This window comes from Geodermatophilus sp. SYSU D00525, from assembly GCF_054050475.1.
In genome coordinates this window covers 1-20898 of the sequence record NZ_JBJGZK010000029.1, presented here as the reverse complement: position 1 = coordinate 20898, position 20898 = coordinate 1, and the positions used below count along the sequence as shown (strand labels likewise).

General features: G+C 76.2%; 21 protein-coding genes and 1 pseudogene. 11 read left to right on the top strand and 11 right to left on the bottom strand.

The annotated features are described in order from the left end of the window. The first annotated feature begins 59 nt into the window (after window positions 1–59). Window positions 60–653 (top strand): carboxymuconolactone decarboxylase family protein, encoded by a 594-nt coding sequence (locus ACI796_RS19525; RefSeq protein ID WP_456942878.1) that lies wholly within the window; start codon window positions 60–62, stop codon window positions 651–653. Next, window positions 650–1519 carry an RNA polymerase sigma-70 factor gene (locus ACI796_RS19520; RefSeq protein ID WP_456942877.1) on the top strand — a complete coding sequence of 290 codons (870 nt, stop codon included), beginning with the start codon at window positions 650–652 and terminating at the stop codon, window positions 1517–1519. The genes ACI796_RS19525 and ACI796_RS19520 overlap by 4 nt, the downstream gene beginning before the upstream one ends. A 9-nt stretch (window positions 1520–1528) precedes the next feature. On the opposite strand, the gene ACI796_RS19515 is transcribed toward ACI796_RS19520, so the two are convergent. Then, complete coding sequence (locus ACI796_RS19515) at window positions 1529–1777, bottom strand: DUF6458 family protein (protein WP_456942876.1); 249 nt, start codon at window positions 1775–1777, stop codon at window positions 1529–1531. 198 nt (window positions 1778–1975) lie between these two features. Between ACI796_RS19515 and ACI796_RS19510 the strand changes: the two genes are divergently transcribed. Beyond that, window positions 1976–2446, top strand: a complete 471-nt coding sequence (locus ACI796_RS19510; RefSeq protein WP_456942875.1) for a DUF7144 family membrane protein — start codon at window positions 1976–1978, stop codon at window positions 2444–2446. A 23-nt stretch (window positions 2447–2469) separates the two neighbouring features. Here ACI796_RS19510 and ychF read toward each other — a convergent pair whose 3' ends face one another. Then, window positions 2470–3543 (bottom strand): redox-regulated ATPase YchF, encoded by a 1074-nt coding sequence (gene ychF, locus ACI796_RS19505; protein ID WP_456942874.1) that lies wholly within the window; start codon window positions 3541–3543, stop codon window positions 2470–2472. Between the two features lie 112 nt (window positions 3544–3655). Here ychF and ACI796_RS19500 point away from each other — a divergent pair, with 112 nt between their 5' ends. Further along, entirely contained in the window at window positions 3656–5185 is a 1530-nt protein-coding gene (locus ACI796_RS19500) for a flavin-containing monooxygenase (protein WP_456942873.1), read from the top strand. A gap of 38 nt (window positions 5186–5223) precedes the next feature. Then, a complete protein-coding gene (locus ACI796_RS19495) occupies window positions 5224–6258 on the top strand; it encodes an alpha/beta fold hydrolase (RefSeq protein ID WP_456942872.1) in 1035 nt (344 codons plus the stop codon). 7 nt (window positions 6259–6265) lie between these two features. Here ACI796_RS19495 and ACI796_RS19490 read toward each other — a convergent pair whose 3' ends face one another. The 4 genes and pseudogenes from ACI796_RS19490 to ACI796_RS19475 form a co-directional block, all read right to left on the bottom strand. After that, window positions 6266–7663: a TonB-dependent receptor gene (locus ACI796_RS19490; RefSeq protein ID WP_456942871.1), complete on the bottom strand. Its 1398-nt coding sequence runs from the start codon at window positions 7661–7663 to the stop codon at window positions 6266–6268. 108 nt (window positions 7664–7771) lie between these two features. Continuing rightward, entirely contained in the window at window positions 7772–8053 is a 282-nt protein-coding gene (locus ACI796_RS19485; protein ID WP_456942916.1) for an HNH endonuclease signature motif containing protein, read from the bottom strand. A gap of 21 nt (window positions 8054–8074) precedes the next feature. After that, window positions 8075–8946 (bottom strand): annotated as a pseudogene (locus ACI796_RS19480) (DUF222 domain-containing protein); the annotation flags it as partial. Between the two features lie 142 nt (window positions 8947–9088). Further along, complete coding sequence (locus ACI796_RS19475) at window positions 9089–10300, bottom strand: hypothetical protein (protein ID WP_456942870.1); 1212 nt, start codon at window positions 10298–10300, stop codon at window positions 9089–9091. 57 nt (window positions 10301–10357) lie between these two features. On the opposite strand from ACI796_RS19475, the gene ACI796_RS19470 reads away from it, so the two are divergent. After that, on the top strand, window positions 10358–11311 hold the full coding sequence (locus ACI796_RS19470) for a helix-turn-helix domain-containing protein (RefSeq protein WP_456942869.1): 954 nt from the start codon (window positions 10358–10360) through the stop codon (window positions 11309–11311). A 77-nt stretch (window positions 11312–11388) separates the two neighbouring features. Next, window positions 11389–12285 carry an ATP-binding protein gene (locus tag ACI796_RS19465; RefSeq protein WP_456942868.1) on the top strand — a complete coding sequence of 299 codons (897 nt, stop codon included), beginning with the start codon at window positions 11389–11391 and terminating at the stop codon, window positions 12283–12285. A 48-nt stretch (window positions 12286–12333) separates the two neighbouring features. Here ACI796_RS19465 and ACI796_RS19460 read toward each other — a convergent pair whose 3' ends face one another. The 5 genes from ACI796_RS19460 to ACI796_RS19440 form a co-directional block, all read right to left on the bottom strand. Beyond that, the gene (locus ACI796_RS19460; RefSeq protein ID WP_456942867.1) at window positions 12334–12969 is read right to left on the bottom strand and encodes a response regulator; all 636 of its coding nucleotides are present in this window, start codon (window positions 12967–12969) and stop codon (window positions 12334–12336) included. Continuing rightward, on the bottom strand, window positions 12966–14210 hold the full coding sequence (locus tag ACI796_RS19455; RefSeq protein ID WP_456942866.1) for a sensor histidine kinase: 1245 nt from the start codon (window positions 14208–14210) through the stop codon (window positions 12966–12968). Before ACI796_RS19455 ends, ACI796_RS19460 begins: the two co-directional genes overlap by 4 nt. After that, window positions 14207–15025: an ABC transporter permease gene (locus tag ACI796_RS19450; RefSeq protein ID WP_456942865.1), complete on the bottom strand. Its 819-nt coding sequence runs from the start codon at window positions 15023–15025 to the stop codon at window positions 14207–14209. Before ACI796_RS19450 ends, ACI796_RS19455 begins: the two co-directional genes overlap by 4 nt. After that, window positions 15022–15921 (bottom strand): ABC transporter ATP-binding protein, encoded by a 900-nt coding sequence (locus ACI796_RS19445; RefSeq protein ID WP_456942864.1) that lies wholly within the window; start codon window positions 15919–15921, stop codon window positions 15022–15024. Before ACI796_RS19445 ends, ACI796_RS19450 begins: the two co-directional genes overlap by 4 nt. Before the next feature lie 81 nt (window positions 15922–16002). Further along, entirely contained in the window at window positions 16003–16602 is a 600-nt protein-coding gene (locus ACI796_RS19440; protein ID WP_456942863.1) for a hypothetical protein, read from the bottom strand. Between the two features lie 113 nt (window positions 16603–16715). Here ACI796_RS19440 and ACI796_RS19435 point away from each other — a divergent pair, with 113 nt between their 5' ends. The 4 genes from ACI796_RS19435 to ACI796_RS19420 all read left to right on the top strand — a co-directional run bounded on the left by ACI796_RS19435 (window position 16716) and on the right by ACI796_RS19420 (window position 20850). Beyond that, window positions 16716–18200, top strand: a complete 1485-nt coding sequence (locus tag ACI796_RS19435; RefSeq protein ID WP_456942862.1) for an AlkA N-terminal domain-containing protein — start codon at window positions 16716–16718, stop codon at window positions 18198–18200. Then, on the top strand, window positions 18197–18733 hold the full coding sequence (locus tag ACI796_RS19430) for a methylated-DNA--[protein]-cysteine S-methyltransferase (protein ID WP_456942861.1): 537 nt from the start codon (window positions 18197–18199) through the stop codon (window positions 18731–18733). The genes ACI796_RS19435 and ACI796_RS19430 overlap by 4 nt, the downstream gene beginning before the upstream one ends. A 62-nt stretch (window positions 18734–18795) precedes the next feature. Continuing rightward, entirely contained in the window at window positions 18796–19911 is a 1116-nt protein-coding gene (locus ACI796_RS19425; protein ID WP_456942860.1) for a DNA recombination protein RmuC, read from the top strand. 204 nt (window positions 19912–20115) lie between these two features. Further along, complete coding sequence (locus tag ACI796_RS19420) at window positions 20116–20850, top strand: DUF6542 domain-containing protein (RefSeq protein ID WP_456942859.1); 735 nt, start codon at window positions 20116–20118, stop codon at window positions 20848–20850. Window positions 20851–20898: the final 48 nt, after the last annotated feature.

The following is a 20898-nucleotide window of genomic DNA, read 5'->3' as shown; positions in this document are numbered from 1 at the left end:
CACACGCGGGGCGCGGCCGGTGTCTCCATGTCGACGCCACCGCACACCCTGGAGGAGACATGGCGGGCAGCACCCGGGTCCCCGCGACCGAGATCACCGGCCTGTACGGGGCCCTGCTGAAGACGATGAGCCGGCGGGTGCTCGGGCAGGTGCCCGAGGGCGCCGGGGTCCTGTGGCACCACCCGGCGGTGCTCAAGGACTCGATGGCCTTCGGCCGCAAGGTCGACTCCTGGAACCGGCTGGACCCGCACCTCGCGACGTTCGCGGCCATGTCCGCGGCCGCCACGGTCGGCTGCGGCTTCTGCCTGGACCTGCACCACTTCCTGGCCAACGGCCGCGGGCTCGACGAGGCCAAGGTCCGGGAGGTGCCGCGCTGGCGCGAGTCCGCCGTCTTCACCCCGCTGGAGCGGCGGGTTATGGAGTACGCCGAGGCGATGAGCCAGACCCCGCCGGCCGTGACCGACGAGCTGTCGGCCGCGCTGCTGGACGAGCTGGGACCGGCCGCCCTGGTGGAGCTGACCGCCAGGATCGCCTTCATGAACTCCAGCGCGCGCACCAACGTGGCCCTCGGCATCCGGTCGCAGGAGTTCTCGGCGTCCTGCGGCCTGCCGCCGCTGGCGGCCCCGTCGGCGGACGGCGTCGCCACGGCATGACCGAGGACCCGTTCGTCGCCCACCGCGGCCTGCTGTTCACCGTCGCCTACGAGATGCTCGGCTCCGCCGCCGACGCCGACGACGTGGTGCAGGAGACCTGGCTGCGGTGGGCGGAGGCGGACCGGGCGGCGGTGCGCGACCCGCGGGCCTACCTGGTGCGGATCGTCACCCGCCAGGCGCTCAACCGGATGCGCACCGTGGCCCGCCGCCGCGAGGACTACGTCGGCGAGTGGCTGCCCGAGCCGCTGCTGACCAGCCCCGACGTCGCCGAGGACGTCGAGCTGGCGGAGAGCGTGTCGATCGCGATGCTCACCGTGCTGGAGACGCTGCCGCCGACCGAGCGCGCGGTCCTCGTGCTGCACGAGGTGTTCGACGTGCCCTACGACGAGATCGCCGAGGCGGTGGGCAAGAGCGGCGCCGCGGTGCGGCAGATCGCGCACCGGGCGCGGGAGCACGTGGCCGCGCGCCGCCCGCGGACGGCGGTCAGCCGCGCCGAGCAGCAGCGGGTGGTCGACCGGTTCCTCGCCGCGGTGACCGCGGGCGACATCGAGGGACTGCTCGACGTGCTCGCACCCGACGTCGTCGTGGTGGCCGACAGCGGCGGGCTGGCTCCTGCGGCGCTGCGCCCGGTGACCGGCCGGTTGCGGGTCGCCCGGGCGCTCGCCCGCTTCGCCGAGTTCGCGCCCGGCGTGGGGATCACGACGCCGCTGGTCAACGGCACGGTCGCCGCGCGGATCGACGGGGGCGGCCCGTTCGACACGGCGATCACCTTCCTCATCGAGGACGGCCGGATCTCCCGGATGTACGCGACGCGCAACCCGCACAAGCTCGGCCGCCTGGACGAGCCCGCCGACCTCCGGCGGTGACGGCGGGGGTCAGAAGGTCTCGTCGGTGTGGGTGCGCCGGACCGGGCCGCCGTCGGGCGCGGTGCCGTACGCGTCCGTCCGGGTGACCCGGCGCCGCCGCGGCGCGAACAGCGCCACCTCGAGGACGATCCCGAGCGCGCCGACGGCCATGAGGCTCCAGCCGACCACCCGCAGGTCCACACCGCTGACGTCGACCGTGACCGCGAACGCCAGGATCGCGCCGAGGGCCAGGAGCACGATCGCCGTACCGGGTCGCATCACCGACCACCTCTCCCCTGCGGCCCCGGCCGCGGGCTGCGGGCCCGGCCGCCGGTGGCCACCACGGGCGACGGACGTCGCCGCCACCAGCGAAGGTCCCACCGGCGCATCGTCCGCCCGGTGTGAGGCGGCCGCCCGCGTCGGCGGTCAGGCTGCTGCACCGGGCGGGACGATCCCGCGAGGGAGGGGGTGGGCTCCATGACCGGCGCCTTCCAGACGAGTCGGCCGGAGGCGAACTGGCAGGCCGAGGCGCACGTCGGCGCCTACGGCTCCGACGAGCGGCCCACGGGCTGGGCCTCGTGGATCCTCTTCGCCGGGGTCCTGCTGGTGCTGACGGGCCTGTTCGCGGTGATGGAGGGCGTCACCGCGCTTGTCAGCGAGGAGTTCTACGTCGTGCGGGCCGAGGCGCTGTTCGTCGACGCGGACTACGCCGTCTGGGGCTGGGTGCACCTCGTCCTCGGGGTGGTCGGCATCCTCGTCGGCGCCGGTCTCATGCGGGGCAACCGCGTGGCGCGCGTCCTGGCGGTCGCGTTCGCCGGGCTCAGCGCGCTCGTGCACCTGCTGTTCCTGCCGGCCTACCCGTTCTGGTCGGTGCTGGTGATCGCCTTCGACGTCGTCGTGGTCTACGCCGTCACCGTGCACGGACGCGAGGTCGCGTCGAGGCAGTGAGGGCGACCGGCCACGGCCGGGGATCACACGTTGAAGCGGAACTCCACGACGTCGCCGTCCTGCATGACGTAGTCCTTGCCCTCGATGCGGACCCAGCCGCGGGAGCGGGCCTCGGGCATCGAGCCGGCCTCCACGAGCTGGTCGTAGGAGACGACCTCGGCCTTGATGAAGCCGCGCTGGAAGTCGGTGTGGATGACGCCGGCCGCCTGCGGGGCGGTGGCGCCGACCGGGATGGTCCAGGCGCGCGCCTCCTTGGGGCCCGCCGTCAGGTAGGTCTGCAGGCCGAGGGTGCGGAAGCCGACCCTGGCCAGCTGGTCCAGGCCCGGCTCGCTCTGCCCGATCGACTCCAGCAGCTCGGCGGCCTCCTCGGCGGGCAGCTCGGCGAGCTCGGCCTCGGTCTTGGCGTCGAGCAGGATCGCCTCGGCCGGCGCGACCAGTGCCCGCAGCTCGGCGATGAGCTCCTCGTTGGCCAGCTCGTCGGCGTCGACGTTGAAGACGTAGAGGAACGGCTTGGTCGTCAGCAGCGTCAGCTCGCGCAGCGGCGCGGGGTCCACCCCGGCGGCGAACAGCGTCTTGCCGGTGTTCAGGACCTCGACGGCGGACTGCGCGGCCGACAGCAGCGCCGCCCGCTCCTTGTCCTTGCGCGCCTCCTTCTCCAACCGCGGGACGGCCTTCTCCAGCGTCTGCAGGTCGGCGAGGACGAGCTCGGTGTTGATCGTCTCGATGTCGTCGGCCGGGTCGACCTTGCCCTCGACGTGCACGACGTCGGGGTCGCTGAACACGCGGATCACCTGGCAGATCGCGTCGCTCTCGCGGATGTTGGCGAGGAACTTGTTGCCCAGCCCCTGCCCCTCGCTGGCGCCGCGCACGATGCCGGCGATGTCCACGAACGACACCGTCGCCGGGACGACCTTCTGCGAGGCGAACAGCTCGCCCAGCTTCCCCAGCCGCTCGTCGGGCACGCCGACGACGCCGACGTTCGGCTCGATGGTGGCGAAGGGGTAGTTGGCCGCCAGGACGTCGTTCTTGGTCAGCGCGTTGAACAGCGTCGACTTGCCGACGTTGGGCAGCCCGACGATCCCGATGGTGAGACTCACGGGAGTCCAGCCTACGGGGCCGCCCGGAGCGCGGACGACGAGCGGCGGGTCCCTGTCGGCTCCGGGTGGAACACGTGCGACGCTCGTCACACCACCGAGACCTGGAGGCCCTGTGACCCTGACGACGACGTCGCGACACGCCACTGCCACCGGCCCGCTGCCCGCCCACACGAGGGTGGCGATCGTCGGCAGCGGCTTCTCCGGCATCGGCACCGCCGTCGCCCTGCAGCGCGCCGGCATCGACGACTTCGTCGTCCTGGAGCGGGCCGACAGCCTCGGCGGCACCTGGCGCGACAACGAGTACCCGGGCGCCGCGTGCGACGTCCCGAGCCACCTCTACTCGTTCTCCTTCGCGCCCAAGCGGGACTGGTCGCACGTCTACTCGCGGCAGCCGGAGATCCGCGCGTACCTGGAGGACGTCGCCGCCCGGTACGGCGTGCTGCCGCGCCTGTACTGCGACACGGACGTCGTCTCCGGCCGGTGGGACGACGACGCGCTGGTCTGGCACCTGGAGACCTCGCGCGGCCGCCTCACCGCCGACGTCGTGGTGAGCGGCGCCGGCGGCCTGGTCGAGCCGCACCTGCCCGACGTGCCGGGCATCGGGACGTTCACCGGCCCGTCGTTCCACTCCGCCCGCTGGGACCACTCGGTCGACCTGGCGGGCAAGCGGGTCGCCGTCGTCGGCACCGGCGCCTCGGCGGCGCAGTTCGTGCCGGAGCTGCAGAAGGTGGCGGCGCAGGTGGTCGTGTTCCAGCGGACGCCGCCGTGGGTGGTGCCGCGGCAGGACCGTGCCTACACCGAGCGCGAGCACCGGCTGTGGGCGCGCGTGCCGGCGCTGCTCCGGCTGGCCCGGGGCGGGCAGTACCTGGCGCGGGAGGCCCGGCTGGGCGTGTGGACCGGCGGCGGCCGGCTGCGCGGCTTCGTCACCAAGCAGGCGCTGGCGTTCCTCGAGCAGCAGGTGCCCGACCCGGGGCTGCGCGCCAAGCTCACCCCGGACTACGCCATCGGCTGCAAGCGGGTGATCGTCAGCGACGACTACCTGCGGTCGCTCACCCAGCCGAACGTCGAGGTGGTCGCCTCGCCGGTGGCCGAGGTGCGCCCGCACGCGGTGGTCGACGCCGACGGCACCGAGCACGAGGTCGACGTCGTCGTCTACGGCACCGGCTTCCGGGCCATGGACATCCCGCTCGGGCACCGGCTGGTCGGCCGCGAGGGGCGCACCCTGCGCGAGGAGTGGGACCGCGACGGCGTCCGCGCGCACCGCGGCACCACCGTGGCCGGGTTCCCCAACCTGTTCCTGCTGCTCGGCCCGAACACCGCGCTCGGCCACACCTCCGTCGTCCTGATGATCGAGGCGCAGATCGGCTACGTCGTCGCGGCGCTGGAGCGGATGCGGGAGACCGGCGCCGGCGCGCTGGAGGTCCGCCGCTCGGCCCAGGACGCCTACGACGCCCGGCTGCAGGCCGAGCTCACCGACACCGTGTGGAACGCCGGCGGCTGCCGCTCCTGGTACCGCGACGAGCAGGGCCGCAACTTCACCCTGTGGCCGACGCACACGTACACGTTCATGCGGGAGATGCAGCGGTTCGACGCCGACGCGTACGAGCTGCGCGCGGCCCCCCGCGTCCCCGTCCCCGCCTGACTCCCCCTCCCCGCCCGACCCCGGAGCTCCCGACCCCCATGCGCACCTCCACCGCCGCCGCCGGTCTCGCCGTCCTCGCCGCCGGGGCCGTCGTCGCCCGCCGCCGCGCCGCCCGTCCCGGCGACACCCCCACGCCCGAGCCGGCGCCCCCGCTGCGGGGCCGCGTCCGGACCGTGACCACCGAGGACGGCGTCGACCTGCACGTCGAGGAGTTCGGCGCCGAGCGGCCGACGGCGACCGTCGTCCTCGCACACGGCTACGTGCAGTCCTCGCGGTTGTGGGCCGGCCAGGTCCGCGACCTGCTGGAGGCCCGCCCCGACCTGCGGGTGGTCACCTACGACCACCGCGGCCACGGCGCCTCGGGCTCGACGCCGCGGGACCGCGCCACCATCGAGCAGCTCGCCCGCGACCTCGCCCGGGTGCTCGACGCGGTCGCCCCCGACGGGCCGGTCGTGCTCGGCGGCCACTCGATGGGCGGCATGACGCTCATGGCGCTGGCCGAGCAGCGGCCCGAGCTGTTCGGCGACCGCGTCGTCGGCGTCGCGTTCGTCGGCACCAGCTCCGGCGGCTTGGACGCGGTGACCTGGGGGCTGCCCGGGCCGGTGGCGAAGGTCGTCAAGCGGGCGCTGCCGGGGCTCAACGAGCGGGCGGTCCGGGCCGAGCAGGCCGGCAAGCCCCGAGCGGTCGGGAAGGCCGACATGTGGCTGATCTTCAGCGCCGCGGCCGACCCCGCCGACGTCCGGGCGGCGACCGAGGTGCACCGCGCCTGCTCGGCCGAGACGGTGGCCGCCTTCCTGCCCACCTTCTCCGACCACGACCGCGCCGCGGCGCTCGAGGCGCTGGCGGAGGTCCCGGCGCTGGTGGCCGTCGGCGACGCCGACCGGCTGTGCCCCGTCGAGCACAGCCGGACGCTCGCCGCCGCGCTGCCCACCGCCGAGCTCGCCGTCTACCCGGGCGCCGGGCACATGGTGCAGCTGGAGCGCCGGCCCGAGGTCAGCCGCCGGCTGCTCGCGCTGGTCGACCGGGCCCTCGCCGCGGCCGCCGCGCCCGTGGTCGCGGAGCGCAGCGCCTGAGGAGGGCTCAGCGCGAGCGGTCGTAGCCGAAGAAGCCGCGCTTCTTGATCAGCGCGGCCACCTCGGGCGGCACCATCGCCTCCCAGCCGGTGTCCTCGGTCGGGATCCGCCGGAGCACGTCCCGGCTGAGGATCGGCAGGTGGTCGGGCTTGTGGTCGAGCCCGACGAAGCTGCCGCGGCGGTTGAGGTAGTCGAACAGCGGCCTCAGCTGGTCGGTCACCTCCAGGGTGTCGACGGTGACCACCTGGCCCTCGCGCAGCATCGGGTAGACGAACAGCCGCAGCTCGTTCTTGAACAGCCGGCCGAAGCTCTCGAGGATGCCTCCGGGCAGCCCGGCGTGCCGGTCCTCGTCGAACAGCTCCAGCAGGCTGGGCAGCCCCATGACCATGCCGATCCGGCCGTCGGTGCGCCAGGCCAGGTAGGCGGCGAGCCGGTGGTGGGCCAGGTAGTCCGAGATCAGCACCGGCAGACCGCAGGCGGCCAGCAGGTCGGCCCGGGCGAGGAAGTCCCGCCGGTCGACGACGTCCCCACCGGCGCGCAGGTTGGCCATGGTGAGCTCGGCGAGGACGAGCACCTCGCGCTCAGCGACCGCCGGGTCCCGCTCGAAGGCGGTGCGGGCCGCCTCGAGCATGTCGAGGTTGACCACCGTCGGCGGGCGGAAGCTGCCGCGCTCGACCAGGATCGCCTTCTTGCGCAGCGCCTCGCTGGGCTGCAGCACCTTCCGGTCGGGGCCGAACATGGCCGCGCCGGAGAGCCCGACCTGCACGAGCTTGAGCGCCATGACCCGGTTGTCGACCATCCGGAACTCGATGCCGCTCATCTCCAGCAGGTCGATCTCGATCCGGCCGGTGGTCAGCCGGTCGAGCAGGCTCTCCACCAGGCGGTCGGGCTCGTGGTGCTGGAAGAAGGCGGCGTGCAGCAGGTTGACGCCGACGACGCCGAGCGCCTCCTGCTGCTGCGGCGCCTCGTCGTCGAGCATCCGCACGTGGACGACCACCTGGCTGGGTTCGTCGCGCGGGTGGGCCTGGAACTTCACGCCCATCCAGCCGTGGCACTCGTTGCCGCCGCGGTAGCTGCGGGCTACGACCGTGTCGGCGAAGGCGAAGAACGACGTGTCGTCGCCGCGCTGGTCGCCGAGCCGGTCGACGTTGAGCTGGAACTCGCGGTCGAGCATCGCCTGCAGGCGGCCCTTGGAGACGTAGCGGTCGGCCTTGCCGTAGACGGCGTCGCTGACCGCCATGTCATAGGCCGACATCGACTTGGCCACCGTGCCCGCCGCACCCCCGGCGCGGAAGAACCAGCGGGCGACCTCCTGCCCGGCCCCGATCTCGGCGATCGTGCCGTACCAGCGCAGGTCCAGGTTGATCTGCAGGGCCTTCTGCAGCGTGTCGACACCGGCGTCCATGGGGCACCTCCGGGTGCGGTCCGGGTGCTGCGCGAGCGTAGTCACCTGTGACCCACGTCACCTCCCGCGACGTCGCCGCGGACACCGCCGTCGCTCCCCGGGGCGCGGTCACGCCGCGGGGGCGAGCAGCGGCGCCGGGGTGGTGATCTCGGTGCCGTCGGGTCGGTAGGTGCGCCAGGTGCCGGTCGGTTGTCGTTCGACGCGGAAGCCGTGGTGGACCTTCGCGTGATGGCGTTCGCACAGCAGTGCCGAGTTCTCCAGCGAGGTCGCGCCGCCGTCGATCCAGTGGACCAGGTGGTGGATGTCGCACCACCAGGTCGGGGCGCCGCAGCCGGCGAACACGCAGCCACCGTCGCGGAGCTCGGCGGCGCGGCGGATGTGGCGGCTCATCAGTCGCTGCTCGCGGCCCAGGTCGAGGGGTGCGCCGTCGGGGCCGAACACCACCCGGCTGACGGCGCCGTCGCAGGCCAGCCAGCGGGCGCGAGCGGCGGAGATGGTGGCGCCGAACCCCAACCGCCCGGCGTTGGGACTCCCGGCCGGGTCGACCAGGTCCTCGACATCGATGACGACTGCGATCTGCGGCTTGTGGCCGCGCAGCGTCGGCAGTGTCCCAGCGGCGAGCACGTTGTCGGCGACCTGGACCAGCGCATCCCCGAGGCGCTGGGCGCGGGTGCGGTCGTCCCCGCGGGGCGGTCGGCCTGCACGTGCGCCTCCAGCGCGGTCTGCAGCTTCTCTCCGCCCACCGCGTCCAGGTGCCCGCGGATGGAGAGCGAGCCGTCGGCGTGCCTGGCCAGCGTCAGCGACCGGCCCTCGGTCGGATCGGGCTCGGGCCCGTCGGGGTCGAGGTCGTCGCAGTAGTGCTGCACCACCTGGACGAGGTCGGCGTGCGCGCGCTCGACCGCCATGCCGGTGAGCACCGCGTCGATGACCGCCAGGTCCACCCCGGCGGCTGTAGCGGCGGTGAGACGTTCGGGGGTCACCGCCTTCGCCGCGACCGCGACCTGCTCGGCCGACACCAGCCCGGCGGCGTGCGCCTCGGCCAGCGCCGGCAGGTGCTCCAGGGCGCGGCCGTTTCGCACCAGTCGCGAAGCCTCCGCGGCCGAGAGCCGGCCGTGCCCGCGCAGCCAGGAGGCCATCGACTTGAGTCCGTCCCGCTCGGGCGCCTGCTGGTTCTCCGCATCACGGACCCGGCGGGCCAGCCGTGCGTCGATCCGGTTGCGCTCGGCGAGCAGCGCGGCGACGTCGTCGAGGACGTCCCCACTGCCCAGCTCACCCGAACACATGATCGAAGTCTAGTGGATCCGGCAACCTCCCACAGCATGAATCCCCAGGTCAGGCGCCCATTCACAGATCAACGTCGGCCGGTGACGGTCGCCCCGAACGAGATCATCAGCCGGGCCCGTCCCGCCGATCACGTCCGACTTCTCACACCCGGTGGGGGACCCCGTCAGGACGCGCCTCCACAGCGGCCGCCCGGCCGGCCACCCGCCGGAGCCCCGGCGTCAGCGCGAGGGACACGGCCACCGACGCCGCCGCGAACACCGCCATCGCGGCCCCCGGCGCGACGGCGTCGCTCAGCGCCCCGGCCAGCACCGCGAACACCCCCTGCCCGGTCATCCGCGTCGCGGACTCGACGCCGAGCACCTGACCCCGCAAGTCGGGCGGCGTGAGCGCGACCAGCCACTCCTGCTGCGCGAGCGACGCGGCGTAGCCGGCCGAGGCGAGGGCCACCAGCACGACGGCGACCGGCACGGACGGCCCGAACGCGAAGGCGAGGAACGGCGCGGCCAGCATCAGCCGCAGGGCGGTGTTCGACCGCCGCCGACCTGCCGGGGTCAGGAACCGCCCGACCACCAGGTCACCGGCCATCATGCCGACGGCGCCCGCCGCCAGCAGCCAGCCGCCCCGCTCCCCCGCGTACGGCACGAACAGCGCCTCGCAGCCGACCACCAGCCCGTTCGGGACGCACAGCGCCACGAGCAGCGTCCGCGTGTCCCGCCGCGACAGCAGCAGACGGTTGCCGCGCAGCGTCTCGGCCAGACCGGCCCGCCCCCGCCGGCGCGGCGGCCGCTCGGCCAGCCCGAACCGCAGCACCGGCACGGCGGCGGCGGACACGGCCGCGGCCAGCACGAACACCTGCGTCGTCGTCAGGGCGGTGAGCAGCAGGCCGCCGGCCGCGAAGCCGACCACCTGGAAGGCGCCGCCCGCGACGTTCATCGTCGACCGGGCCAGCGGGAACGCCCCGGCGGGCACCAGCTCCGACAGCAACCCCCAGCGCGCCCCCGACCCGACCGAGACCACGTAGGCCGTGGCGACGACGAGCAGCAGCCGCACCGCGGGGTCGAGGCCCGGCAGCGCCTGCAGGCCCAGCGCCGCGGTGGACACAACCCCGACGAGCACCAGCGTGCGCCGCGGCGGGCCGGCGTCCGCGGCCGACATGAGCGTCGTCGCGCCGAGGGCCTGCGCCGCCGACGGGCCGAACATCGCCACGGCCGTGAGCAGCGCCGAGCCGGTCTGCCGGTGCACCAGCGTGGCCAGCGCCAGCGACGACGTCGTCGCGGCCGTCGTCGTGAGCGCGCTGCCGGTCCACAGCGCCCGGAACTCGGCGTGGGCGAACAGCGCCCGGTAGGTGAGCACGTCCGGACCGTGCGGTGCGGGGCGCCGCCGTCCCACACTTTCGCCTACGGTCGAAAGGTGGGTGAGTTCATCGTCGACGCCGACGTCATGGCGCGCGCCCGCTTCGGCACCTCGCAGCTCACCGAGACCCTCGCCGGGCTGCGGCTGCTGCTCGCCGACCAGGTCCCGCCGTGGCACCGCCCCTGGCGGGACACCCACGCCGCCGCGCTGCGCGACCGCCTGGACGCCGACCCGGTCGGCGCCGCCCTGCTGCGCGCCGCGTTCGGCGCCACCTGGACCGCCGACTTCCTCACCGTGCCGCCGGCCGCACCCGACCTCACGCTCGACGAGGAGCTGGCGTTCCTCGAGTCCCTCGGCGACGACGCCGTGCGCGCCGACCTCGAGGTGGCCACCGGGCCGGTGCCGCCCGCGCTGCACGGCGCGGGCCTCGCCCGCACCGCCGCCGACCTGCTGCGCTGGACGTGGGAGCACACGATCCGCGACGAGTGGCCACGGCGGCTGCGGGTGCTGCGGGCCGACGTCGTCGCGCGGACCGCCCGGCTGAGCCGGGAGGGCTGGTCCGGCGCGCTCGACGGCATCGCGCCCGGGGTCCGCTGGCTCCGGGACGGCCGGCTGCAGGTCAACCCGCACCCGTACCCGCCGCGCGACGTCCGCGGCCGCGACCTGCTGTTCATCGCCGCGCACAGCCGCGGCGGCTGGGTGAGCTGGCGGCTGCCGGACACCTACGCGGTCGTCTACCCGGTCACCGGCACGCTGGCGGCGGGCCCCGCTCCCCTGCCCGAGCCGCTGGTCCGCCTGCTCGGCCGCAACCGCGCGCGCGTCCTCACCTCCCTCGACGCGCCGCGCAGCACCAGCGCGCTGGTCGCGGGGACGGGCCTGCCGCTGGGCAGCGTCGGCGGGCACCTGCGGGTGCTGCTCGACGCCGGCCTGCTCGAACGCCGCCGGTCGGGGCGCGAGGTCCTCTACTGGCGCAGCGACGCCGGCCAGGCCCTCCTCGACGCCGCCGGCTGACCGCTCCATGGGGCGGCCCCTGACCCCCTGCTCGTGCCCGCGACCACCTTGTTGAGGGTGGTGCCGCCGGTTCCGGCGTGGGCGGGGCCGGGGCGGGTGGGGCTGGGCCTGACCGCGTCGCTGTCACACCCGGTGGCACGGCTACGCCGACGACGTCACCGTCCTGGCCGCCCACCGCCTGCCCACCCCCGTCCGGCCCCCTGGACCTGCAGGCGCCGACCACCCGGGCGGGCCTGCGGCCGCTGCGGGTCGGCTTCGACGAGTGGCTCGACGCCCTCGACCCGGCCGAGAGCGACCGCGTGGCGCTGGAGCTGGCCGTGTGGGAGGCGGTCGCGAACGCCGTCGACCACGCCTACCCACCCGGGCGGCCCGGGCCGGTCCGGCTGCAGGCGGCGCTGAGCGCCGACGGCGTCCTCGAGTGCCGGGTCGGCGACCGGGGCAGCTGGCGTCCGCCCGACCCGGCGGTCACCCACCGGGGTCGGGGACCGCTGCTCGCCGAGCGGCTGGTCGACTCCCTCGAGGTGCACCACCCGCCGCACGCCGACGCCCCCGACGGCACGGTGGTGCTCCGGCAGCGGCTGCACCGGCCCGCCGTGCTCGGCCCCGGCACCGACGCGCTCCCGGCCGCGCCCGTCCCCCGGCCGGCGTTCGCCGTCGACGCCGAGCACATCGACGGCCACCCGCGGCTGCGGGTCCGCGGGGCGGTCGACGTCGTCACCGCCGAGGAGTGCGCCCGCGCCCTGTCGGGGACCTCCCGCGGCGGGGTCCTCCCGCTGACCGTCGACCTCACCGAGGTCACCCACCTGGCCAGCGCCGGAGTGCAGGTCCTGCACCGGATGCGGGACCAGTTCGCCGCCCAGCAGCAACGCCTGCGGCTGCTCGCCCCGCCCGGCAGCCCCGCCCACGCGGTGCTCGAACTGGTGCGCCTGCCCCACCTCACCGGCGACGGCGACCTCGCGACGACCGACCGGTGACGCCGGGCAGCGGGCCCGGCCCCCCGTGAGGACGGCGGCGGTCCCGGGTCAGCGCGTGCCGGGGCCGGGGAGCAGGCCGCGCTCGACGGCGACCATCACCGCGCGGGTGCGGTCGTCGACGCCGAGCTTGGCGAACACCCGCAGCAGGTGGGTCTTCACCGTGGCCTCGCCGATGTACAGCTCGCGGCCGATCTCGGCGTTGGTCAGCCCGCGCGCCACCCCGGCGAGCACCTCGAGCTCCCGCGGGGTCGGCTCCTCCGCCGCGGGCGCCCGCATGCGGGACACCAGGCGGGCGGCCACCGGCGGCGCGAGCACGGTCTCCCCGCGGGCGGCCGCGCGGACGGCGTCGGCCAGCTGCGGCAGCGGCGCGTCCTTGAGGAGGTAGCCGGTCGCCCCGGCGGCGACGGCGCGCACGATGTCGGCGTCGGTGTCGTAGGTGGTGAGCACCAGCACCCGGACGCCGGGGTGCGTGACGGCCAGCCGCTCGATCGCGGTGACGCCGTCCATCCGCGGCATCCGCAGGTCCATGAGGACGACGTCGGGCCGCGTCGCGGCGACCTGCGCCAGGGCCTCCTGCCCGTCACCGGCCTCCCCGACGACGTCGAGGTCGGGCTGCGCGGCCAGCCAGCCCACCAGCCCGCCGCGCACCACCGGGTGGTCGTCGACCACGAGCACGCGGATCACGGGCCGGGCACCCGCACGGTGACCCGGGTGCCCGCGCCCGGCGCCGAGGCGACGTCGACCTCGCCGCCGACCTGCGCCACCCGCCCGCGCAGGCCGTCGAGCCCGGACACCGCCACCGACGACGGGTCGAAGCCCACGCCGTCGTCCTCGACGTGCACCGACACCTGCCCGCCGACCCGCGCCAGCCGCAGCACCACCGCCGTGGCGCCCGCGTGCCGGCGGACGTTGGTCAGCGCCTCCTGCGCCCCGCGCAGCAGCACGACCTCCTCGTCGGTGCGCAACCCGGTCCCCCCGTCCAGCGCCTGCGTGTCCACCCGCACCGGCAGCCCGGTCTCGCGGGCGAACCGGCCCGCGAGGTGCTCCAGCGCCTCCACCAGCGTCGAGCCGTCCAGCGCCACCGGCCGGAACGCCGCGACCACCGCCCGCGCCTCGGCGAGGTTGTCGCGGGCGACCTCCTCGATCACCGCCAGCCGCTCGCGGACGGCCCCGGGCTCGGTGTCCAGCAGCGCCGCCGCGGTCTGCGCCTGCACCACGATCGACGTGTAGCCCTGCGCCAGGGTGTCGTGCACCTCCTGCGCCAGCCGCTCCCGCTCGGCCAGCACGCCGCGCTCGCGCTCGGCGGCCGCGAGCTCCGACCGCGTCGCCTCCAGCTGCGCGATCAGCGACGCGCGCTCGGCGCTCTCGTGCAGCACGCGGCTGATCCAGACGCCGAGCGCCAGGCTGAAGCCGATGCCGATGCCGGTCTCGAGCAGCACGTCGGCGGCGCTGCGGCCGGGACCGCCGGTCGCGGCCGACAGCACCGGGCCGGCCGCGCTGGCCAGCCCGAGCAGCAGCGTCCACGTGACGCCGGTGAGGGTCCCCTGGACGGCGAACCAGACCTGCGGGTAGGCGAGGAAGAGCAGGAACAGCAGCCCCGGCGCCACCCAGCCGAGCAGGGCGAACGCGGTGACCAGCACGAGCAGGTAGGCCACCGCCCGCCGCCGCGCCCCCCGGCCGATCGCGGGGACGCCGAGGACGGCGTACGCGACGGCCAGCCCGCCCAGCACCGCCAGCGCCGCCGCGCGCCGGTCGTCGTCGACGGCGTCCCCGGCGGTCGCCGACACCACGGCCAGGCCCCACACCACGGCGGAGATCACGTGCACGCCGGTGACGGTGGCCCGCCAGCCGCGCTCGGGCAGCGGCTCGCCGCCGTCGTCCCGCGGCGGGACGACGGCGGCGGCCAGGCGGCGGGTCAGGCTCACGTCGTCCGGCGCCAGCGGAAGGTCCGGGCGCACACCACGGCGCCGATGATCACCCATGCGGCCAGCACGAGGGCAGTCCTCCCGTGCTCCCAGCCGCCGGCCTGCTCGGCGACGGCGGCCGCGTCGGGCAGGAACACCGACCGCATGCCCTGCACCAGCCACTTCAGCGGGAACAGCGCCGCGATCCGGTCCATCAGGTCCGGCAGGTCCGAGCCGATGAAGAACACGCCCGAGACGAACTGCAGGACGACGGCGAAGGCGGGGATGCCGGTCCCGGCCGACCGGGCGCTGCCGACGAACGCGGCCACCGCCAGGCCGAGGACGGTGCCCGCGAGGATGCCGAGCACGACGACCCAGGCGAAGGTCAGCCAGCGCGCCGGGTCGGTGGGCAGCGGGACGTCGTAGGCGGTCGCGGCCACCGCGAGCAGCAGCGCCAGCTGGACGGCGGTCGTCGTCACCACCTGGCCGGCCTTGCCGATCGCGTAGGCCAGGGCCGGGGTGCCGAGCGTCTGCAGCCGGGCGAGGTCGCCGCGCTCGCGCTCCTCGGCGACGGCGGTGCCGACCGCCTGGAAGCTGGTCAGCATGACGCCGGTGGCGGCGATGCCGGCGAGGAAGTACTGGCGGAACCCGACGCCGGGCACGACCACCTCGTCGCCGAACACCGCCCCGAAGATCGCCAGCATGATCACCGGGTAGGCGAAGGAGAACACGACCTGGCCGGGGTCGCGGGCGAACAGCCGCAGTTCCAGGCCGACGCGGGCCAGCCCGATCGCGGCGGCCGACGGCGGCGCCGGACGGGGGACGGTGGCGGTCATCGGGGCTCCCCCTCGGCGGTGGCGACCAGCCGGAGGTAGACGTCCTCCAGGCCGGGGCGGGTGACGGTCAGGTCGGGCACCTCGCCGTGCGGGGCGGCGGCGAGCAGGTCGCGCAGCACGGCCGCGGGAGTCGCCGTGACCACCTCGCGGCCGCGGCCGTCCTCGGTCCAGCGCACGGTGGCCTCGCGGCGCAGGGCGGCGCCGAGCTCCGCCGGCGGGGCCACCTCGACCAGCCGGCCGGCGCTGATGACGCCGACCCGGTCGGCCAGGTGCGCGGCCTCGTCGAGGTAGTGCGTGGTGAGCAGCACCGTGGTGCCGCGGTCGCGCAGGCCCTCGACCAGCGTCCAGAACTGCCGGCGGGCCACCGGGTCCATGCCGGTCGTCGGCTCGTCGAGGAACAGCAGCTCCGGCCGGCCCTGCACGCCGAGGGCCACCTCCAGCCGCCGCCGCTGCCCGCCGGAGAGCCGGTCCACCCGGGTGCCGGCGGCGTCGGCGAGCCCGACGTCGGCCAGCAGCCCGCCGGTCGGCACCGGCGTCGCGTGGTAGTCGGCGAAGTGGTCGAGGGTCTCCCGCACGGTCAGCGCGGTGCCGGCCCCGGTGGTCTGGCCGACGACGCCGAGGCGGTCCCGCCACGCCCGGCCGGCGCGGGCGGGGTCCTCGCCGAGGACGGCGACCTCCCCGCCGTCGCGGCGGCGCACGCCCTCCAGGACCTCGACGGTCGTCGTCTTGCCCGCGCCGTTCGGGCCGAGCAGGGCGAAGACCTCGCCGCGCCGGACGTCGAGGTCGACGCCGTCGACCACCGCCCGCCCGCCGTACCGCTTCACCAGCCCGCGGACGCGGACCGCCGTCCCGTACCCGTGCGCCGCAGGGGGCGGCGCGGTCTCGATCGCTGTCATGGCCTCGAGCCTCTCGGCGCGACCGGCTGCCCGGGACGGCCTCGCGGTGGGTCCGTCGTCCACCGTCCGGTGGACGACGGGTCAGGGACGCGGAGCCAGGACCGGCCGGCCGGCCAGCGCGCCCACCACCTCGACGGCGTCGTCCCACCAGCGCTGGTAGTGGAACGGGTCGGCGTTGCGCTGGGTGCGGTGCGCGGCGATCGTCGGCGGCAGCGACTGCCAGTCCGGGACCTCCTGCAGCGCCAGGAAGAAGTTGGTGGCGCTGGTGGCCGGGTCCATCCGGTCCTCGTAGGAGCCCCAGGCGCCGTTGTCGCGCTGCTGGAACAGCCCCCGCGAGTCGGGTCCGGCGGCGTCGCCGCGGTCCAGCACCAGCAGCGAGGACTCGCCCATCGCCGTCATGACCCCGATGACCTGGGCGCAGGTGTCCAGGCCCAGCGCCTCGGCCGCGTTCACGATCGCCGCCGCGTTGGCCAGCTGCTCGGCGCCGTACCCGGCGACCGGCCCGTCCGGCACCGCGGCCGGGTCGACCCGCACCCCGGGCTCCGCGGCCGCGCAGTCCGCCGACCGCGGCGGCGTCGTCACCTGGCGCACCACGAGGAACGCCGCGAGCAGCACCAGGACGCCGACGACGAGGGCCGCCACCTGCCGCTGCCGGGGCGGGGCGGCCTCCGGCGTCTGCACACCCCGGCCAACGGACGACGGGCCGCGGAGATCCCCCGTGGGCCCAGAGGAGGCCCACGGCCGCGTCCGGAAACCGCCAGTCCCCGACCGTCCCCGGTGCCATGCTCGGGGTCGTGCTCTCCCCCCTCGACGCCGAACGCTGCTACCGCGCGGTCGCCAGCCGCGACGCCCGGTTCGACGGCTGGTTCTTCACCGCGGTGCGCACCACCGGCATCTACTGCCGCCCCTCGTGCCCGGCGCGCACGCCGGCGGCCGCCAACGTCTCCTTCTTCGGCACCGCCGCCGGCGCCCAGGCCGCGGGCTACCGCGCCTGCCGCCGCTGCCGGCCCGACGCCGTCCCCGGCTCGCCCGAGTGGGACGTGCGCGCCGACGTCGTCGCCCGGGCCATGCGGCTGATCGCCGACGGCGAGGTCGAGCGCACCGGCGTGCCCGGGCTGGCCGCCCGGCTCGGCTACTCCGAGCGGCAGGTGCACCGCCTGCTGGTCGGGGAGCTCGGCGTCGGACCGCTGGCCGTGGCCCGCGCCCAGCGTGCGCAGACCGCGCGGGTGCTGATCGAGACCACGGACCTGCCGATGGCCGACGTCGCCTTCGCCGCCGGGTTCGCCAGCATCCGGCAGTTCAACGACACCGTCCGCGAGGTCTTCGCCTGCACCCCGACCGAGCTGCGCAGCCGCCGGCCGGGCACGGTCGGCGGGACGCCGGGCTGGCTGACCCTGCGGCTGGCCGCCCGCGCCCCGTTCGACGCCGCCGAGGTGCTGCACTTCCTCGGCGCGCACGCCGTCCCCGGCCTCGAGGAGTGGGACGGGACGACGTTCTCCCGCGTCCTCGACCTGCCCGCGGGCCCCGGCGTCGTCCGGCTGTCCCCCGCCGCCGACGGCGGTGCCGCGGTGACCGCCCGGCTGCTGCTGACCGACCTGCGCGACCTGCGCGCCGCCGTCCCCCGCTGCCGGCGGCTGCTCGACCTCGACGCCGACCCCGCCGCCGTCGACGAGGTCCTCGGCGCCGACCCGGCGGTGGCGCCGCTGGTCGCCGTCGCCCCGGGCCGCCGGGTGCCGGCTTCCCCCGACGCCCCGGAGGCGGCGGCGCGGGCGGTGCTCGGCCAGCAGGTGTCGGTGGCCGGTGCCCGCACGCTCACCGCGCGGGTGCTGACGCTGGCCGGGACGCCGCTGCCCGAGCCGGTCGGCACGCTCACGCACGCCTTCCCGCGCCCGGAGGCCCTGGCCGGCGCCGACCTGTCCGCCGTCGGCCTGACCGGCACCCGCCGCCGCACGCTGGGCGGCCTGGCCGCCGCGCTCGCCGACGGGCGGGTGGTCCTCGACCCCGGCTGCGACCGCGAGGCGGCCGCCCGCGACCTGCTGGCGCTGCCCGGCATCGGGCCGTGGACGGCGGCGCTCGTGGTGATGCGCGGCCTCGGCGACCCCGACGTGTGGTTGCCCGGTGACCTCGCGCTGCGCCGCGCCCTCGCCGCCCTCGGCAGCTCCGACACCGAGGCCGCCACCCGCTGGCGGCCCTGGCGCTCGTACGCCGCGATGCACCTCTGGGCGCTCGCGGCGCCCACACTGTTCACCCGCTCCCCCGCCGATCGGAGTGCGTCATGACCCCGTCCGCCCGCTACGCGACCGTGGCCACCCCGCCCGGTCCCTTCACCGTCGTCGTCACACCCGGGCCCGACGGCGGCGACGTCGTCCTCGCCGCCGGGTGGACCGGCGACGTCGCCGAGCTGCTGCCCGTCGTGCACCGCGCGCTGCGGCCCACCTGGGTCGAGCGGGTGGAGCACCTGCCGGTCCTCGACGTCGTGGAGGCGCACGCCGCCGGCGACGTCGGCGCGATCGACGCCGTCCCCGTCCGGCAGCGCTCCGGGCCGTTCCTCGAGGACGCCTGGGAGGTGCTGCGCACCGTGCCGCCGGGGCAGCCGGACACCTACGCCGAGTTCGCCGCCCGCTGCGGCCGGCCCTCGGCGGTGCGGGCGGCGGCCAACGCGTGCGCCCGCAACGCCGCCGCGCTGTTCGTCCCGTGCCACCGGGTGCTCGGCTCCGACGGCGGCCTGGGCGGGTTCCGCTGGGGCACGCCGGTCAAGCGCTGGCTGCTCGACCACGAGGCGGCGCACGCCCCGGTCCCCGTCGACGCCTGAGGAAGGAGCGGGACGGAGCCGCCTCCCACGGGTTGTCGGTGGCGTGTTGCACCCTGCTGTCCGTGGACGCTGCCTCCCTCCTGCTCGGCCTGCTCCTCGGGGTGCTGGTGGGGGCGGCCGTGACCCTCGGGGTGGTCGCGCTGCTGGCCCGCCGCCGCCCGGCCGAGTCCGGGCTCGACCCGCTGCACGAGTCGCTGGACCACCTGCACCGGCTGCTCGCCGGCATGGAGCAGGCCCGGGCCACCGCGCACGGCGAGCTGCGCGAGCAGATGGGCACCGTCGGGCAGACCAGCGCGATGCTGCGCCAGGAGACCGCGGCGCTGGTCACCGCGCTGCGCACGCCGCACGTCCGCGGCCGCTGGGGCGAGATCCAGCTGCGCCGGGTGGTCGAGGTGGCCGGCCTGCTCGAGCACTGCGACTTCGTCGAGCAGCCGTCGTCGACCAACGACGAGGGCGCCGGCGTCCGGCCCGACCTCGTGGTCACCCTCGCCGACGGCCGGCAGGTGGTCGTGGACGCGAAGGTCCCCTTCACCGGCTACATCGAGGCCACCCAGGCGACCGAGGAGACGGTGCGGGTGCAGCGGGTCGCCGCGCACGCCCGGCAGCTGCGCGCCCACGTCGACGCCCTCGCCCAGCGCCGCTACCCCACCGCGTTCCGCCCGGCCGCGCCGTTCACCGTGCTGTTCGTCCCCTCCGACGGGTTCCTCACCACGGCGCTGGAGGCCGAGCCCGGCCTGCTCGAGTACGGCTTCGGCCGCGACGTCGTCATCGCCACCCCGAGCACGCTGCTCGCGCTGCTGCGCACGGTGGCGCACTCCTGGCGGCAGGAGCGCCTGGCCCGCGACGCCGACCAGGTCATCGAGACCGGCCGCCGCCTGCACGCCCGGCTCACCACGCTGTCGGGCCACCTCACCCGCCTGGGCTCGGCACTGGGCTCGACGCTGACCCGCTACAACGAGACGGTCGGCTCCTACGAGCGCTCCGTGCTCGCCGCCGCCCGCCGCTTCGACGACCTCGGCGTCGGCGAGACGCCGGTGCCCGCCCCGGCGGAGGTGGAGGCGGTGGTCCGGCAGCTGCGGCCGGCCGGTGAGGACCTGCCCCTCCCCGACGATGCGGCCGACGTTGCCGACGCCGACGCCGCTCCCCCGCTGCGCTGGCGGCTGCCCGAGGGGCGCTGAGCGGCGTCCAGACCGGGCCGTCCCGCCCGGCCCGGGGGCCACGCCCGTCACACCGACCCCGCGGGTCATCGAGAGTTGCCAAATCGACACGGCGACCTGTCGCGCGTCGAGACCGGCAACTCCCCCAGCGGGTGGCCCGCCGTCGCTACCGTGAGGACCGACAGCGGCCCGGAGGGGCCAGGACGCCGGACGGGGAGGTACGCCATGGCCTCGGCGAGCACTGCCGACACCTGGCGGGGCAGCGGGGTGGGCGCGCCGCGCCCCCACGCCGGCCCGCGGGCGGGGCGTCCCGACGCCACCGGCCCGGACCGCTCGATGCGCATGGGCCTCCCGCCGGTGCCGCCGCCCCCGCCGCGCAGCCGCCCCGGTGACCGCGGCGCCGGCCGCAGTGCCGTCCCGGCGCGTCCGCCCGTCGAGGCCCGGCCCGTGTCCCGTTCCCCGATCGCGCGCCCCGCGCAGCAGAGCGTCTCCCACCCGGGCGTCCACCCGCTCGCCGAGCGTCCCGAGCCCGCGGCGCCGCCCCGCGCCCACGGCACCCGTGCCGGCGCGCGTGCGGCCGGGCGGGCCGCCGCGGAGCCGACCCAGGGGAGCCGGATGCGCGGCCTGCTCGTCGTCCTCGGCGTCTTCGTCATCACCCTCGCCGGGGGCGCCGTCGACTCGTTCCTCGGCACGGGCCTGGGCACGCTGACCCTCGTCACGCTGGTCGCGGCCGCCGCCGTCGGCACGCTGCTGGTCCGCCGCCGCGACCTGCTCACGGTCGTCGTCGCCCCGCCGCTGGTGTTCGTGGCGGTCGCGCTGGTCAACATCGGCCTCGCGCCGTCGGCGAGCTTCGCCCTGCCGACGCTCGCGACGGTGCTCATCCGCGGCTTCCCCACCATGGCCGTCGCCACCGCCGTGGCCCTGGTCCTGGCGATCGTCCGCTGGGCCGCCCGCCGCTAGACGCACCTCGAGACGCGGCGAGCCCCCTCCCGGCCGGGAGGGGGCTCG